Origin of the sequence: Chryseobacterium sp. C39-AII1 (assembly GCF_039672645.1) — a bacterium.
In the GTDB taxonomy this organism is placed as follows: Bacteria; Bacteroidota; Bacteroidia; order Flavobacteriales; family Weeksellaceae; genus Chryseobacterium.
Genome location: NZ_JBDFPQ010000012.1, coordinates 105,960 through 120,951, shown reverse-complemented (window position 1 = coordinate 120,951; position 14,992 = coordinate 105,960). Strand labels below are relative to the sequence as shown.

Sequence of the window (14,992 nt, the reverse complement as noted above, 5' to 3'; positions counted from 1 at the left end):
TGTAATAAACTTTTGAGAATCTGTTTTGGAGTGGTGAAGAATAAGACGAAATATCAACCGGATTATCAAAAAAACTTTAAAATTTTAACCTAAATAATTTGCAATTTAACATAGAACATCAGGGCTATTTAAGAAAGGTTACCCAAATAAAATAATCCCAAACATTTCTGGTTTTCTTCAATCGTTAAAGATTCTTTCAAATGATCTACAATCTTCGGAGAACTCCAGTAGCAACCGATTTCGTTGGCTGTACAAGTCAAATACATATTCTGAACCGCCATAGAAACAGCAGCAATTTCTTCCCATTCAGGAACCATTCCGCTGAAATTAACAACGATAGAAACCACAGCATCTGCTTTATTGATCTTAAAACCGATGTCGTTGTATTTTTTCTCTAAAAAAAGTTGTTCGGGTTGAGAGGCTTTGTAGATTTCCTGCATTTCTGAAGCCAGTTTTGCCTTCTCTTCACCTTTGAATATTTTAAAACGCCAAGGTTTTGTACGTTTATGATTGGGAGCAAATGTCGCCGAATTTAAAATTTCATCAAGAATTTCCTGAGAAATTTCTGTTTCTGCATAATCTTTTGGAAAGATACTTTTTCTTTGCTCTATGATCTCTTTTAAAGTTTCTGCTTTGTTCATAAAGACAAAATTACGATATGAAATTCAATCTTTATAACTATTCTAAATTAAATTTTAAATGATTTTAAATCATTAATTTCAATTTAACTTAAAACTTGTTTGTTATTTTGGTGAAGGAAGAATCTCTATTCATAAAGTACATTCTTTAGAGAACTTTATTTTATTCGGAATGGCAAGTCGTATTTTGCTAAGCTTTGTCAAAATTTTAAACTTTGACAAAGCTTAATAAACACTTTAAATCTTAACTTTATCCAACCCTAATTCTTTTACCGACACTTCACGCATCTCCACTTTTCGTACTTTTCCGGAGATCGTCATTGGGAATTCATCCACAAATTTCCAGTACTTTGGGACTTTATAATGGGCAATTTGACCTTTGCAATATTCCAAGAGTTCTTCTTCATTGATGGTAAATCCTTTTCTCACTTTTACCCACGCCATGACTTCTTCCCCGAATTTTTCACTCGGAACTCCGATGATCTGCACATCCAAAATATTAGGATAAGTATATAAAAAATCTTCAATTTCTTTTGGCGAAATATTTTCACCGCCACGGATAATCAAATCTTTTATTCTTCCGGAAATCGTGATATAACCTTCTTCGTCCATCACTGCCATATCTCCGGTGTGCATCCAGCGTGCGTCGTCGAGAACTTTTTTCGTGTTTTCAGGATCGTTCCAATATTTCAGCATCACAGAATATCCTCGTGTACACAATTCACCATGTTCGCCGCGTTCTACGATTTTTCCGTTTTCATTAATAATTTTTATTTCTAAATGATTTTGAACGGTTCCCACTGTATTTACCTGCTTTTCAAATGGTGTCCCAATCATCGTTTGTGTGGAAACGGGAGAGGTTTCCGTCATTCCGTAGCAGATGCTCATTTCTTTAATATTCATTAAATTTTCCACCTTTTTCATGATTTCCGGCGGACAAACAGAGCCTGCCATAACGCCCGTTCTCAAACTTGAAAAATCAAAAGTATCGAAATCTTTTACCGCCAATTCAGCGATAAACATCGTCGGAACGCCATATAATGACGTACATTTTTCATCAGAAACTACTTTTAAGGTAATATCAGGATCAAAGCTGTCATTAGGAATCACCATACAGGCACCGTGCGTCGTACAGCAGATATTTCCGATTACCATTCCGAAGCAATGATAAAAAGGAACGGGAATACAAACTCTGTCTTTTTCGGTATATTTTAGTCTTACCCCGATAAAATATCCGTTGTTTAAAATACTGTGATGAGAAAGCGTAACGCCTTTAGGAAAACCCGTTGTTCCCGATGTATACTGAATGTTTACAGGATCATCAAACTGAACGTGCTCCTCAAAACTGTGTAAAATATCATCGGAAATTTCTTGCCCGTTGTTTAAAAATTCTTCCCAATTGTGATCAAAGAAAATTTCAGATTTTAACGTCGTGCAAAATTCTCTTGCATCAGCAATCATTTTCTTATAATCGCTGGATTTAAAGTTTAATGAAGAGAAAATATGAGACATTTCCGACTGATTGATCACAAAAATCAATTCGCTGGTTCTGTATGCCGGGTTGATATTGACTAAAGTAACACCGATTCTTGCAGTAGCATATTGTAAAAGAACCCACTCGTAACGATTGGCAGCCCATATTCCCACACGATCGCCGGCTTTTACACCTGAATAAATTAGCGCTTTTGCAACGGCAGTCGTTTGATTATAAAATTCCTGATAGGTGGCTCTATAATTTTGATGAACAGATATTAATGCTTCCTGATTGGGATATTTTTCAACAGTATTTTTTAAGTTGCCTCCGATGGTTTGCCCTAATAAAGGGATATCTGAAGCCCCATAAACATAAGATAAAGGCATAGTGAAAGATTTAGTTAAATAAAATTAACGATTAAATCTTAAAACTATTACGTTTTCCATTAAATTTCCTGGGAATCGATATCTTTTAGCTGTTTTAAATTTCTATCGAGCTTTCGGATGATAATTCCGTAAACCAGTCTGTAATACAACCAAATTAATGATACGCAAAGAATTGTACTGATAATAATTCCTATAATTACGATGATAACATCCGAATTATTAGGCTGTATATTTTGTGTATTTAATGCATAGAAAATGAAGGTTGTAAAGATCAGCGTAAAGACCAAAAGCAGAACAATACTGATTAAAATAAATGCATTAACGGTTTTCTTGAACTTAATAATTCTAGTGATAAGACCTTTAAGATTTTCTTCAATTTTAATCTTACGATAATTTTGGTAAAATTTTAAAACAAAATAAGCAGTGATTATAAGACCCAAAATCTTTATACCCAAATAGGCGTGATCGAAATTATTTTCAACATCTCCAGTATTCTGAACGCCTAATCTTTCCAGAATTTTCTTAAAGCTGTTCGATTCTTCACCCTGGAAAAAATAAAAAATTCCCAACACAGAAAAAAATAAGAACTCCGCAACACTGATCCAGAAAATATATTTCACATAATTACGTGATTTTCTATTCAGCATCTGAAGTATTTCAGCGTGATCGTATTTCGGTTGAACAGGTTGCTCCTGCCATGTTTTCTTAAAGCTGTCTAAATCAAATTCAGGCATATTTTTCCATCTGTTCTTTAAGGGTTTTCTTTAATCTGTTCATTTTCACACGCGCATTTACTTCGGTAATTCCGAGGTTTTCTGCAATATCCTTGTAAGGCAAATCATCCAAATACATCATTACAATCGCTCTTTCCACATTCGGCAGCGTCTTTATTACTGTATACAAAAGTGATACCTGCTGTTGTTTTTCATCATCATCTTCGATAAAATCAGCATGATTGATGTCTAATTCATTCGTCGGCAGGCTTTTACTTTTTTTTCTGAAAAGGGTAATGGCTGTATTTAAGGCAACACGGTACATCCACGTAGAAATTTTAGAATTTCCTTTAAATGATTCATAACTTCTCCACAATTGTAAAACAATCTCTTGGAAAAGATCTTCCTCATCCTCCAAAGAATTGGTGTAAAGACGCGAAACCTTAATAATCAGTCCCTGATTATCTTTAATAAGCTGCGCAAATTCTTTTTCCTTTGAAGCCAATGTAGATGTGTAATAAGTTGTACGAAGATAATAATAATAAGTCAATGGTGAATGAGGGAATTGTGAATTATTTTATAGGAAGAAAGCTGTAATAGCTAATGGGATGATGCTTGAAAATATAATGCAGCATTATTTCGGACAGCTTTTCATCATACAATTTATCACAGCGTTTGTCTTCCCGTAGGGATCTAAGCATAGTATTAGGAAAAATACTGGAAAGATTCTAGCCTAGATCCCTACGGGAAGACAAACTGTGTGCAAACTTTATACATCCTTGTGGCATTTGTGAAGAAATTGGTGGGATTTGTGTTTACAATAACTTTTTACTCCTTTATCCCGAGTGCCTTTTTATAAATTGCAATTTCCTTTTCCAAATCAGCAAGCTGTTGGGTTTTATTTCGCAACTCTTCCACTAATTTAGATTTAGCATTAAAAATAAAATCAGAAGGGTAGTAGTTGGTAAGTTCTGTAAGAAAATCATGATCCAATGCAATACCTATATTCCAAAGAATCCCGAATTGTATAGAGGGTTGCCTGAAATAGCTGGCCATGGTGGATGGACTTACATTCAGTCGTCTTGCCAAATCGGCCTGCGTGATTTTCTTTTCAAAAAGAAATTTTAAAATCATCTGCCCAATATGCGGATGAGGATTTTTGCTTTTCTCTAAATACTTTCTTGAGACCATAATGTGTGTTTTTACGTTTAAATATAATACTTATATGTTTAAATATTATCATGATATGTTTAAAATATACTTTTCGTAATTTTAAACGTCAAACAATATATTTAAAACTAATTGTTATAAGATTAATACTTATATAGAGTATAATTAAACGTATAGCTATATTATTAAGACTAATAATTAGATGCTTGCGAGTACTTTCAACTATTACAATACATTGGCAATTTACTTTTCGAAGTAAAATTCACAATTCCCCGATTATCTCACGCAAATTCCTATCTTTGCAGCCACGAGAATTTCGGCTTGTTGATTCTTATTTCGGTAAGGGTAGGAAAGTCCGGACACCATAGAGCATCAAAGCGGATAACATCCGTCACCCGCGAGGGTAGGACAAGTGCAACAGAAAGTATGTACAGTTCGGCTGTAGTGAAACCAGGTAAACTCTTTGTGGTGCAATGATAAGTATATCGGTTCTTTTCAATAATGAAAATAGGAGTTGCTCGCTCTGAAAGCCGAGGGGTAATCAGCTCAAGTTTTGCAGCAATGTAAGACGTAGATAAATAACAGGCACTTCTTCGGAAGTACAAAATCCGGCTTATAGATTTTCTCGTGATTTTGCTAAGATTTTATTTATTGTATAAAAGCGGAGAGGTGGTCTCCGCTTTTTTTATGAATGAAATTTATTCGCTTTCCAGCTGCTTTTTCGCTTCCTGTAATCCCAGTCTGTCTTTTTCTGAAAGCTCAGGGTATTTAAGATCCATTTTTTCTAAGGTTTCAATAATGATTTGAATAGCCGCTAATCTGGCAAACCATTTATTGTCTGCCGGAAGTACGTACCAAGGCGCTTCGTCTTTTGAAGTCTCGTTGATGGCTGTTTCGTAGCACTCCATATATTTATCGAACAACGCTCTTTCCGGAAGATCTGCTGAAGAAAACTTCCAGTTTTTGTCGTCTTCTTTAATTCTGTCTAGCAATCTTTTCTTTTGCTCGTCTTTTGAAACGTTGAGGAATATTTTAATAATTTTCGTTCCGTTTTGAGCTAAATGTTTCTCAAAATTACGAATGCTTTCATATCGGTTTTCCCAGAATTGATTGTCGAAATCTTTTACCGACTTCCATGTTTTTTCGCTGAGATTATATTCAGGATGCACTTTGCAAACCAGTACACTTTCGTAATGCGAACGGTTGAAAATTCCGATCATTCCCTTTTGAGGTAAAGCTAAATAATGTCTCCACAGAAAATCGTGAGAATATTCCTTTGAGCTGGGTGTTTTAAAGCTCGTTACATTACAGCCCTGCGGATTTACGCCACCAAAAACATGTTCGATCATGCTGTCTTTACCAGCTGCATCCATCGCCTGAAGCACAACCAAAAGAGATTGGCTCCCATCGGCATACAATCTTTCCTGAAGCTCACGCAGTTTCTCTTTTTCCTGAATTAATATTTGTATGCCTTCTTCTTTCGTAAGCTTTCCTTCATATTTTGTTGAGTTTTTTTTGATGGAAAATTTTCCTTTTACCTCGAAATCATCTGAAAAATTGGTGTTCATATTTTATTTTACATATTTTTTGTATAACGTGGAAAAGTTTGACTGAATTTCTTTTAATTCATATTGTGCTGGAATTACTTCTTTACCTGATTTATCAATAAACCCATAAGCTTTTGAAATATTTTTCACTAGTGCTAGGTTAGGATGGTAAATTCCAAATTTTTCAATCTTTGAATAAATAGGCTGAACGATTATTTTCTCATTTTGTCCAATTATTCCGTAAGTACTTCCATTAGTTTTAATAATTCTCCATTCTTTATTGATTGCTGAGAGGTCATCCCTTTGTCTCTTTTTTATTTGTGCAACAATTGTAAAAGACGTAATTAATAGAAAAATGACTGATAATTTTAATTTCATGGTTAAGTTGATTATTAATTGTAAATAAAGATATTAAAAAATAAGTATTTGTTGTATTTTAGAATATCTTATTGTAAAAATTTATGTTTTATTTGATAGTTAAGCATAAGCAGGTAACAAAAAAACCGTCTCAAGCGAGACGGTTCTTTTATTTTTTGAGTAGAGCTTACTTTGCAGCAGCTACTTTTTTTGCAGCTTTAGCAGCTTTCTTAGCAGCTTTAGCATCTACCGGAGCTGCAGGTGCAGCAGCAACTTCAGGAGCGTTAGCGTCTACATTTCCTTTGATGTAAATAACTGTTCTGCTGTTTGCAGGGTCATTAGAAAATACTTCAATCATTTTGTTGAAAGGCCCGTTGATAGCAGTGTTGTATCCAACTTTGATTTGAGCAGATTTTCCTGGCATAATAGGATCTGTCTTGAATTCAGGAGTTGTACATCCGCAAGATGCTTTTACGTTTGAAAGTACCAAAGGCTTATCACCAGTGTTTGTTACCGTGAAGAATCTTGTACCATCAGAACTTGGCTTTACAGTTCCATAATCGAACGTAGTCTTGTCGAAAGTAATAGTTTGTGCAGATGCCAATGCGAAGGTTCCGAATAATGCAATTCCTGCGATTAATTTTTTCATATTCTTGAATGTTAAATATGTTGTTAGATAAATTTTGAGAAACAAAGTTAAAAATTATTTTAATTCATACTTAAAATTTTTTTTCTTTAGACTATTTTTGCAAATTGTAAATTAAAGTAATAGAATTTATGCAGATTTCAGAAAAGTACAATCCACAGGAAACAGAACAAAAGTGGTACAATTACTGGTTGGAAAACAAATATTTCCATTCAGAGCCCAATGACAAGCCGCCTTACACTGTTGTAATTCCTCCGCCAAACGTTACGGGGATCTTACACATGGGGCATATGCTGAATAATACCATTCAAGATGTTCTGGTCCGTCGTGCAAGAATGCAGGGCTTTAATGCTTGTTGGGTTCCGGGAACAGATCACGCTTCAATTGCTACTGAAGCCAAAGTTGTTGCTAAACTGAAGTCTGAAGGGGTCAATAAATCTGATATTACCCGCGAAGAATTCTTAAAACATGCTTGGGATTGGACCGATAAATACGGAGGAACGATCCTTGAGCAGTTGAAAAAACTAGGTTGTTCTTGCGATTGGGATAGAACCCGTTTCACAATGGAACCAAAACTTTCTCAGCAGGTTATCAAATCTTTTGTTGATTTATACAATAAAGGATTGATTTACCGTGGCTACAGAATGGTAAACTGGGATCCGGAAGCGAAAACCAATATTTCCGACGAAGAAGTAATCTTCAAAGAGCAAAATGGAAAATTATATTTTCTAAAATATAAAATCGAAGGTTCTGAAGAGTTCCTTTCGGTTGCTACAACGCGTCCTGAAACGATTTTCGGAGATACTGCGGTTTGTATCAACCCTAATGATGAGAGATATGCTCATTTGAAAGGTAAAAAAGTAATCGTACCGATCGTTGATAGAGTCATTCCTATCATCGAAGACGAATATGTTGATATTGAATTCGGAACTGGTGCTTTGAAAATTACTCCTGCTCACGATATCAATGACTACGAAATCGGGCAAAAACACAATCTTCAAATGATTGATGCTTTAGACGATGATGGAAATTTGAATGACTATGGTTTACATTACGCCGGAAAAAACAGATTTGACGTAAGAAAGCAGATCGCGAAAGAATTAGAAGAAAAAGATCTTTTGTTGAAAGCAGAAGATTATGTAAATAAAGTTGGAACTTCAGAAAGAACAGGTGCCGTTATTGAGCCTAAAGTTTCTGTTCAGTGGTTCTTAAAAATGTCTGAATTGGGAAAACCGGCTTTGGATGTTGTAATGGATGATGAGGTTAAATTTTATCCTGAAAAGTTTAAAAATACCTACAAACACTGGATGGAAAACATCCGTGACTGGAATATTTCCCGTCAGCTTTGGTGGGGACAACAAATTCCTGCGTTCTATTATGGCGATGGAGAAAATGATTTCGTCGTTGCCGAGACCATTGAAGAAGCTTTAGAACTTGCAAAACAAAAAACTAACAACGATCAACTAACAATTGACAACCTAAAACAAGACGAAGACGCTCTTGATACATGGTTCTCATCATGGTTGTGGCCAATGTCGGTTTTCGATGGTATAAACGATCCTGAAAATAAAGACATCAATTATTATTACCCGACTTCAGACTTGGTAACAGGTCCGGATATTATTTTCTTCTGGGTTGCGAGAATGATCATGGCCGGATTAGAGTATAGAAAAGAAGTTCCGTTCAAAAATGTTTATTTCACAGGAATTGTAAGAGATAAGCAGCGAAGAAAGATGTCAAAATCTTTAGGAAATTCACCGGATCCTTTGGAACTGATGGATAAATACGGAGCAGATGGAGTTCGTGTAGGAATTTTATTAAGTTCTGCGGCTGGAAATGACCTTCTTTTTGATGAAGATTTAATGCTTCAGGGAAGAAATTTCATGACGAAAATTTGGAGTGCATTCCGTTTGATCAACATGTGGAATCATGAAGATAAGCCTGCAAACACGACAGAAACTGAAACTATTGAATGGTTTGAAAATAAATTAAATAAAACGATTGCTGAAATCAACGATCAGTTTGAAAAGTTCAGAATTTCTGATGCTTTACATTTAATTTATAAACTGATTTGGGACGATTTCTGTGGTTCTTATCTTGAAGCTATCAAGCCAAATTATGGTGAAGGAATTTCAAAAGAAGTTTATAACAAAACGGTTGCTCTTTTCGAAGAATTAATGAAGCAGGTTCATCCATTCTTACCTTTCCAATCAGAAGAAATCTGGCAATTGATCTCTGAAAGAAAAGCAGATGAAGCTTTGGTGATTGCTCAGCAGAAAAAAGCGGAAGCTTTCAGTGAAGATATTATTAAAAACTTCGAAACGGCATCTGAAATTATTTCGGGTGTAAGAAATTACCGTCAGACAAAAGGTATTTCGCCAAGAGAAGCTGCTGAAATTTATACAAACGCTTCAGAATTTGCAAACGAATCGGTTATTAAAAAATTGGCCAACGTTTCAGAAATTCATTTCGGAACAAAAACAGATAAGCCAAGCTTTACTTTCTTGGTGGGTGCAACCGAAATTTCAATTCCTTTAAGCGAAAACTTAGATTTAGGAGAAGAAAAAACAAAAACAGAAGAAGAATTAAAATACCTAAAAGGATTCTTGATTTCTGTAGATAAAAAACTTTCAAACGAAAAATTTGTTGCCAACGCAAAACCGGAAGTTGTAGAAGTAGAGCGTAAAAAACAAAAAGATGCTCTTGATAAGATTGCGATCTTAGAAGAGAAGCTGAAAAGTTTATAAAATTAAAGATGGAGGTTAAGGTTGAGTTTCAAGCTCAGCCTTAGTCTTAATCTTAGCCTAAAATTAGAATGAAACATATAGAAAACATACAAAAACTATTCTCAAAAAACTTCGTAGAAAGCCCATTATTGGAAAGCTTCGAAGTAGGGAAAATCTATCTTTCCAGTGGGAAGTTGGTAACTTGTGATCCTGTGATTACAAGTGATATGCAGCCTTTTTCCACAGAATTTCCTAAAGGAGATTTTTCTGTTTTATTACACAAAGAAAAGGATAGTAATTGTGTAGCATATGCCGAAATTATTTTCAGTAATGCGGAGATTGCAGAATGGAAATTAGCAACCACTGCCGGACAGAATGTAAAGGAATTGGCAGAAGGAGAAGTGTTCGGATATCCTGTGGAAAGCGGGATGGGATGCTTTATGGACGTTGATACTCAGAATAGTCTGAATGACTTAGAACAAAAATTATACAAAAGCAAAGGAGTTGATTTTATGGGAATTTATGAAGAATTTTTCCATGAACATTTCTTTGATGAAAAAGGAGCGATAGATCAGTATGCATTTTTAAAACCCTCAGAAACGCATCCTGGAACTATTTTTGCCTTTGAAACAGGATATGGCGAAGGTTTTTATGCAAGTTATATTGCGTATGATAAAAATAATTCACCTATTAAGATTGTAACTGAATTTATAGAAATTAGTTAATTAAAGTTAATTCTTTTTAAAACTATATTTCGTTTTTTATATTTATACACAAACACAGAAAAATAATTTAAAACTAATAGTAAGGAAATGAAATTCTCTTCAGAACAACCCAAAATCATCGTTATAGGCAGTTGCTCTATCGATTTGGTTTTGGAAACCGAAAAACTTCCCTCAGCAAACGAAACGGTTTTATCTTACAATTCAGACAGCTATTTTGGCGGAAAGGGAGCCAATCAGGCTGTAGGAGCTGCAAGATTAGGAGCCAGTGTATATTTCATCGGTTGCGTTGGTATGGATCCTTTGGGACAGCAGATCATGCGAAACATGGTGAGTGAAAACGTAAACGTAGGATTTGTTTATGAAACCGACAAAGAATCTACAGGAACGGCTTATGTTACTACTTCCGGTGGTGATGCTGCTATTGTTGTAGTGCCGGCAGCTAATCAATATTTAACCAAAGATCACGTAGAAGCTGCGGATAAATATTTTCACACAGTAGATTTGGTTTTAGTGCAATTGGAGGCGCCGATGGATGTTGTAGAATATGCCGTTAAAAAAACCAAAAGATTTGGCAAAAAAATCGGACTGTATGCTTCTCCGGGAGCAAAATTAAGCGAATATGTGCTTGAAAATGTAGATTTTATTATTGCTAAAAGTAGCGAGTTGCACATTATTTTCGGTGAAGAACAAAGAGAAGAGGTTCTTAAAAAATATTTCAACAAAGTTTTCTTGCGTGATGATACCAATGCTACAATTTATTTTGATGGAACAGAAATGAAATATTTCCGAAATGATGGTGATAAAACGGTTCACAAAATGGGAATGGGGGATGCCTTTACGTCTGGTTTTGCAGTCGCATTATGTCACCAAAATTCTATTGAAGAATGTGTGAAATTCGGGAACGAAGTTTCATCTAGAGTTGCTGAGAAAAAAGGTTCTCAAACGGGACTTCCGAGAGTTTCAGATTTCTTTTAAGCTATTTGCTACATATCGAAAGTTGTAAACTTAATATAAAATACAAAGTAAAATTTCCACTTTTATAGTGGATTTTTTCTTTTTATATTATGGAAAAACTAATTCTTTCTACTGAAGATCAGATTTTACTCACGGCTCATATTTTCAAGCCTGAAAAAAGCAATCAGAAAATATTGCTGATTAATTCGGCAACGGGTGTGAAGCAACAAATTTATTTTTCTTTTGCTCAATATTTTGCCGATCAAGGATTTACTGTTCTTACTTATGATTACCGCGGAATTGGGCTTTCAAAGCCAAAAAATATGAAGGGTTTTAAGGCTTCGATGCGAATTTGGGGCTCGAAAGATTATAAAGCTTTAACAGATTATATCAAGATTCATTTTAATGAGTATCAAAAATATTGTGTAGGTCATTCTGTGGGCGCACTGATTTTAGGAATGAATAAAGATTCTGAGATATTTGATGAATTGATTTTTGTAGGAACTCAAAATGCATTTGTCGGAAATTTAAAATTCAGAACAAAAGTTGAAGCCTATCTCGGTTTCGGAATTGCTCAACCTTTAACTACCGCATTGCTAGGGTATTTCCCCGGAAATTGGTTTGGGCTTGGAGAAAGTCTTCCGAAAAATTGCGCATATGACTGGAGAACCTTAATTTTAAACAAGAAATCAACCAAAAGTCTGTTGGAGAAAATTGATGATTATTCTAAAAATTTAACGCAGAAAGTTTTCGTCATTCGGGCTGAAGATGATGTTTGGTTAACGGAAAAAGGAGTGAAAAGTTTGTTGAATGATACTTATCCTAATCTTAAACCTACTTATCGATTGATAAAAACTTCGGAATCTGAGAAAGGTGAAATCGGACATGTGAATTTTTTTAGAAGTTATAATAAAAAGCTTTGGAGTATTATTTTAAATGAATTGAAAGATCAATGAAAAGTATAATTGAAAATACGGTAAAATTTGTAAAAGAAAAGTTGGAAGGTGCAGAAGCAGGACACGATTGGTTTCACATTGAAAGAGTTTGGAAATTGTCGAAAAAAATTGCGGCAACCGAAAAATGCAACGAAGAGGTTGTAGAATTGGCAGCTTTGCTTCATGATATTGCCGATCCGAAATTTCACAATGGTGATGAAACGATTGCATTAACGGTTTCTAGAGAGTTTTTAGAAGGTCAGAATGCACCGGAAAATGTTATCGAGCAGGTTTTGTATGTTATCAAAAATATTTCGTTTAAAAATAGAGGAGAAGCGCCTGTGAATCCGCCGATTGAACTTCAAATTGTTCAGGATGCCGATCGAATTGATGCCATTGGTGCGATTGGAATTGCAAGAACTTTCAATTTTGGAGGTTTTAAAAATAATCCGATGTATGATCCTTTTATCGAGCCCAAACTGAATATGTCTAAGGAAGAATACAAAAAATCGAACGGAACAACGATTAATCATTTCTATGAAAAACTGTTGCTGCTAAAAGATTTTATGAATACTGAGGAAGGAAAAAAAATAGCTGAAGAAAGACATCAATATATGCTGAATTTCCTCGACCAGTTTTATAAAGAATGGAATGTGGACTAATCTGGCATTCTCGAAATCTGTATCTTTGTAAAATATGACATTCATTATTTTCATCATATTTTGGGCATCTGTCCTTTCCTTGATTTTATCAAAAGTAAAATCAGGAAATGCGGCAAAATGGGCAAAATTATTTCGTGTATTGACGTTGGTTTTTGCAATTTCTGTGTTTACTTATTGGTTTATTAAGAAAAGCGCGGTGGGAATTGTGAAAAATTCTGTGGCCTTGCAGGTCGTTAATAAACTTCCACAGCCGTTGGATTTTTATGTAATCAATCAAAGTGATGTAGATAATAATGGAATTTTAGATACTAAGCACATCGGAAAAATTCGTCCGGAATATTACAGAATAGAATATTTAAAAATGGATAAATCTGATGAATATTGGATTGTGGGATATTTAGGAAAGAAAAATCTGGTGTACTTTTCTCAGCATTCGGTTCCGAATAAAAATATTGATCAGATTATTGAGGTTCAGAATTATATCAATCAGAGTATGAGGCTTTCAGATAAGGCTAAAAAACAGATTGAAGCCTATAATTATGAGAATATTAAAGAAGGGATTTGGGTTTCGCTGGATTTTCTTTTGCTGTTCTTAAATTTAGTTTTACTGATAAGAGCAAAGAAATAAATTGCTAAGTTGAGATTGGAATAAGTGGAAGTAGGGATTTTGTGTTTTAATGAATAATGTTTCAGTTTTGTTAAGGATAGTCTAAAATTAACATTATTCTTTCTTTACATGATTCCGGACATTTTTTTATCAGTTTATCCTTATTATGTTTGCTTATCTGTTTTGGCTTCAGCCATTCTGTAACATCGCAGCTTAGGCTGTTGTAATCAAAAACTCGCTTGATGCTATTGTCTTCATAAAAAATGTAAGTGTCACCAAGCCAACTGTCGGAAATGCTAATTTCACAAATTTTATTTTCCATAACTTTTTTGTTTTATGGTTTAATATTCTATATAACTGTCTATACTAAATTTACATAAGTTTTTTCAAAAAAATAGCAATCAAAAAAAATTCATCTCTTCGAAAAGAAAAGATGAATTCTGTTTATTTAATATTGATTTTCTATTCGATTTTTATGGTGAATATTTATATCGAATGAAAATATTTAAGTGGTTTAAAATAGCGTTCCGTTGGTTTCTGTAGCCATTTTAGGGATTTGAAGGTCAGTTTTCCACTCTTTATTCATTTTTTCAATGAAATAGGCCGAAAGTAATGGTGATGCTTTTTCCACATTTTGATGAACAAAGAAATATAGATTTTGAAGTCCTTCTTTTTTCCATTTTGTTAAATGATTCATCCAGTCATCCAGTCTTGCATAATCGCTTTCTGCGTTGGCTCCAACATAACGGATAAATGCGTTGGGGGTCGTTAATCTCATATGAAGCATATCTCTTCTTCCTGCAGTATCAACAATAATATTGGTTATATTATGAGCTTCAAAAAGTTCACAAGTTGTGTTTAAGATTTCCTCATCTGTAAACCATTCAGTGTTTCTCAATTCAATCGCTAACGGAACTTCTTTAGGCCATTCTTTTACAAATTTTTCTAATCTGTCGTAATCTTTTGGTTTAAAATTATCATGAAGTTGAAGGAAAACCATTCCTAATTTTTCATCAAAATTTAAAACTGATGTTGCAAATTGAGTCACCGGATCTGTCACATCAATCAATCTCCTGAAATGTGAAACCGTATTGGTAATCTTCGGAAAAAACTTGAAATCTGCCGGAGTTTTTTCTTTCCAGGTTTGTACCTGTTCCGGACTTGGCATTCCGTAGAAAGTAGCGTTCAGTTCTATAGAATTAAACTGAGTGGCATAATAGGTTAATTCATCTTTTGTTCCTTTCGGATAAAATCCTTTAAGATCTGTTTTATTCCATTTTGCACATCCGATAGAAATATTTTCTAATCCTTTTTTATTTTGATTTAAAATTTCCTTTGTTTTTGAATGGTCTTTTGGTAATGTAAAATCTATTTTTGAAGGATCTTCTACTTGCCCGAATTTCATATCTGCTTTCTTTTTGTGATTAAACTATGTAAACAAAGATAGAACAA

Annotated in this window: 16 protein-coding genes and 1 other RNA gene; 7 read left to right on the top strand and 10 right to left on the bottom strand. The window is 34.3% G+C overall.

Annotated features, from left to right (window positions below):
• Nucleotides 1–128 precede the first annotated feature (128 nt).
• The 5 genes from ABEG63_RS16900 to ABEG63_RS16880 all read right to left on the bottom strand — a co-directional run bounded on the left by ABEG63_RS16900 (nt 129) and on the right by ABEG63_RS16880 (nt 4,402).
• On the bottom strand, nt 129–641 hold the full coding sequence (locus ABEG63_RS16900) for a nitroreductase (RefSeq protein WP_267401782.1): 513 nt from the start codon (nt 639–641) through the stop codon (nt 129–131).
• Nucleotides 642–875: 234 nt separating this feature from the next.
• Complete coding sequence (locus ABEG63_RS16895; RefSeq protein ID WP_346586385.1) at nt 876–2,498, bottom strand: AMP-binding protein; 1,623 nt, start codon at nt 2,496–2,498, stop codon at nt 876–878.
• A 59-nt stretch (nt 2,499–2,557) separates the two neighbouring features.
• Nucleotides 2,558–3,232 (bottom strand): beta-carotene 15,15'-monooxygenase, encoded by a 675-nt coding sequence (locus tag ABEG63_RS16890; RefSeq protein WP_346586384.1) that lies wholly within the window; start codon nt 3,230–3,232, stop codon nt 2,558–2,560.
• Nucleotides 3,225–3,716: a sigma-70 family RNA polymerase sigma factor gene (locus ABEG63_RS16885; RefSeq protein WP_267402390.1), complete on the bottom strand. Its 492-nt coding sequence runs from the start codon at nt 3,714–3,716 to the stop codon at nt 3,225–3,227. The genes ABEG63_RS16890 and ABEG63_RS16885 overlap by 8 nt, the downstream gene beginning before the upstream one ends.
• A 323-nt stretch (nt 3,717–4,039) precedes the next feature.
• Nucleotides 4,040–4,402, bottom strand: a complete 363-nt coding sequence (locus ABEG63_RS16880) for a helix-turn-helix transcriptional regulator (protein WP_267401776.1) — start codon at nt 4,400–4,402, stop codon at nt 4,040–4,042.
• A gap of 287 nt (nt 4,403–4,689) precedes the next feature.
• On the opposite strand from ABEG63_RS16880, the gene rnpB reads away from it, so the two are divergent.
• Nucleotides 4,690–5,013: RNase P RNA component class A (rnpB, locus tag ABEG63_RS16875), an RNA gene on the top strand.
• Nucleotides 5,014–5,079: 66 nt separating this feature from the next.
• Here rnpB and ABEG63_RS16870 read toward each other — a convergent pair.
• The 3 genes from ABEG63_RS16870 to ABEG63_RS16860 all read right to left on the bottom strand — a co-directional run bounded on the left by ABEG63_RS16870 (nt 5,080) and on the right by ABEG63_RS16860 (nt 6,934).
• Nucleotides 5,080–5,949, bottom strand: coding sequence for a PPK2 family polyphosphate kinase (locus ABEG63_RS16870; protein ID WP_346586382.1), 870 nt, complete (start codon nt 5,947–5,949; stop codon nt 5,080–5,082).
• Between the two features lie 3 nt (nt 5,950–5,952).
• The gene (locus tag ABEG63_RS16865; RefSeq protein WP_346586380.1) at nt 5,953–6,306 is read right to left on the bottom strand and encodes a WG repeat-containing protein; all 354 of its coding nucleotides are present in this window, start codon (nt 6,304–6,306) and stop codon (nt 5,953–5,955) included.
• Nucleotides 6,307–6,472: 166 nt separating this feature from the next.
• The gene (locus tag ABEG63_RS16860; RefSeq protein ID WP_346586378.1) at nt 6,473–6,934 is read right to left on the bottom strand and encodes a DUF1573 domain-containing protein; all 462 of its coding nucleotides are present in this window, start codon (nt 6,932–6,934) and stop codon (nt 6,473–6,475) included.
• Nucleotides 6,935–7,062: 128 nt separating this feature from the next.
• On the opposite strand from ABEG63_RS16860, the gene ABEG63_RS16855 reads away from it, so the two are divergent.
• From ABEG63_RS16855 to ABEG63_RS16830, 6 genes are all read left to right on the top strand, one after another.
• Nucleotides 7,063–9,678 (top strand): valine--tRNA ligase, encoded by a 2,616-nt coding sequence (locus ABEG63_RS16855; RefSeq protein WP_346586376.1) that lies wholly within the window; start codon nt 7,063–7,065, stop codon nt 9,676–9,678.
• A 68-nt stretch (nt 9,679–9,746) separates the two neighbouring features.
• Nucleotides 9,747–10,382 carry a DUF4241 domain-containing protein gene (locus ABEG63_RS16850; RefSeq protein WP_346586374.1) on the top strand — a complete coding sequence of 212 codons (636 nt, stop codon included), beginning with the start codon at nt 9,747–9,749 and terminating at the stop codon, nt 10,380–10,382.
• 87 nt (nt 10,383–10,469) lie between these two features.
• Nucleotides 10,470–11,357, top strand: a complete 888-nt coding sequence (locus ABEG63_RS16845) for a ribokinase (protein WP_312390568.1) — start codon at nt 10,470–10,472, stop codon at nt 11,355–11,357.
• A gap of 89 nt (nt 11,358–11,446) precedes the next feature.
• The gene (locus ABEG63_RS16840) at nt 11,447–12,292 is read left to right on the top strand and encodes an alpha/beta fold hydrolase (protein ID WP_346586372.1); all 846 of its coding nucleotides are present in this window, start codon (nt 11,447–11,449) and stop codon (nt 12,290–12,292) included.
• On the top strand, nt 12,289–12,933 hold the full coding sequence (locus ABEG63_RS16835; RefSeq protein ID WP_346586370.1) for an HD domain-containing protein: 645 nt from the start codon (nt 12,289–12,291) through the stop codon (nt 12,931–12,933). Before ABEG63_RS16840 ends, ABEG63_RS16835 begins: the two co-directional genes overlap by 4 nt.
• A gap of 34 nt (nt 12,934–12,967) precedes the next feature.
• Nucleotides 12,968–13,561 (top strand): hypothetical protein, encoded by a 594-nt coding sequence (locus tag ABEG63_RS16830; protein WP_312390573.1) that lies wholly within the window; start codon nt 12,968–12,970, stop codon nt 13,559–13,561.
• Between the two features lie 70 nt (nt 13,562–13,631).
• On the opposite strand, the gene ABEG63_RS16825 is transcribed toward ABEG63_RS16830, so the two are convergent.
• Both ABEG63_RS16825 and ABEG63_RS16820 read right to left on the bottom strand, forming a co-directional pair.
• On the bottom strand, nt 13,632–13,862 hold the full coding sequence (locus ABEG63_RS16825) for a hypothetical protein (RefSeq protein WP_267401758.1): 231 nt from the start codon (nt 13,860–13,862) through the stop codon (nt 13,632–13,634).
• 192 nt (nt 13,863–14,054) lie between these two features.
• Nucleotides 14,055–14,945: a DUF72 domain-containing protein gene (locus ABEG63_RS16820; protein WP_346586369.1), complete on the bottom strand. Its 891-nt coding sequence runs from the start codon at nt 14,943–14,945 to the stop codon at nt 14,055–14,057.
• Between the last annotated feature and the right edge of the window lie 47 nt (nt 14,946–14,992).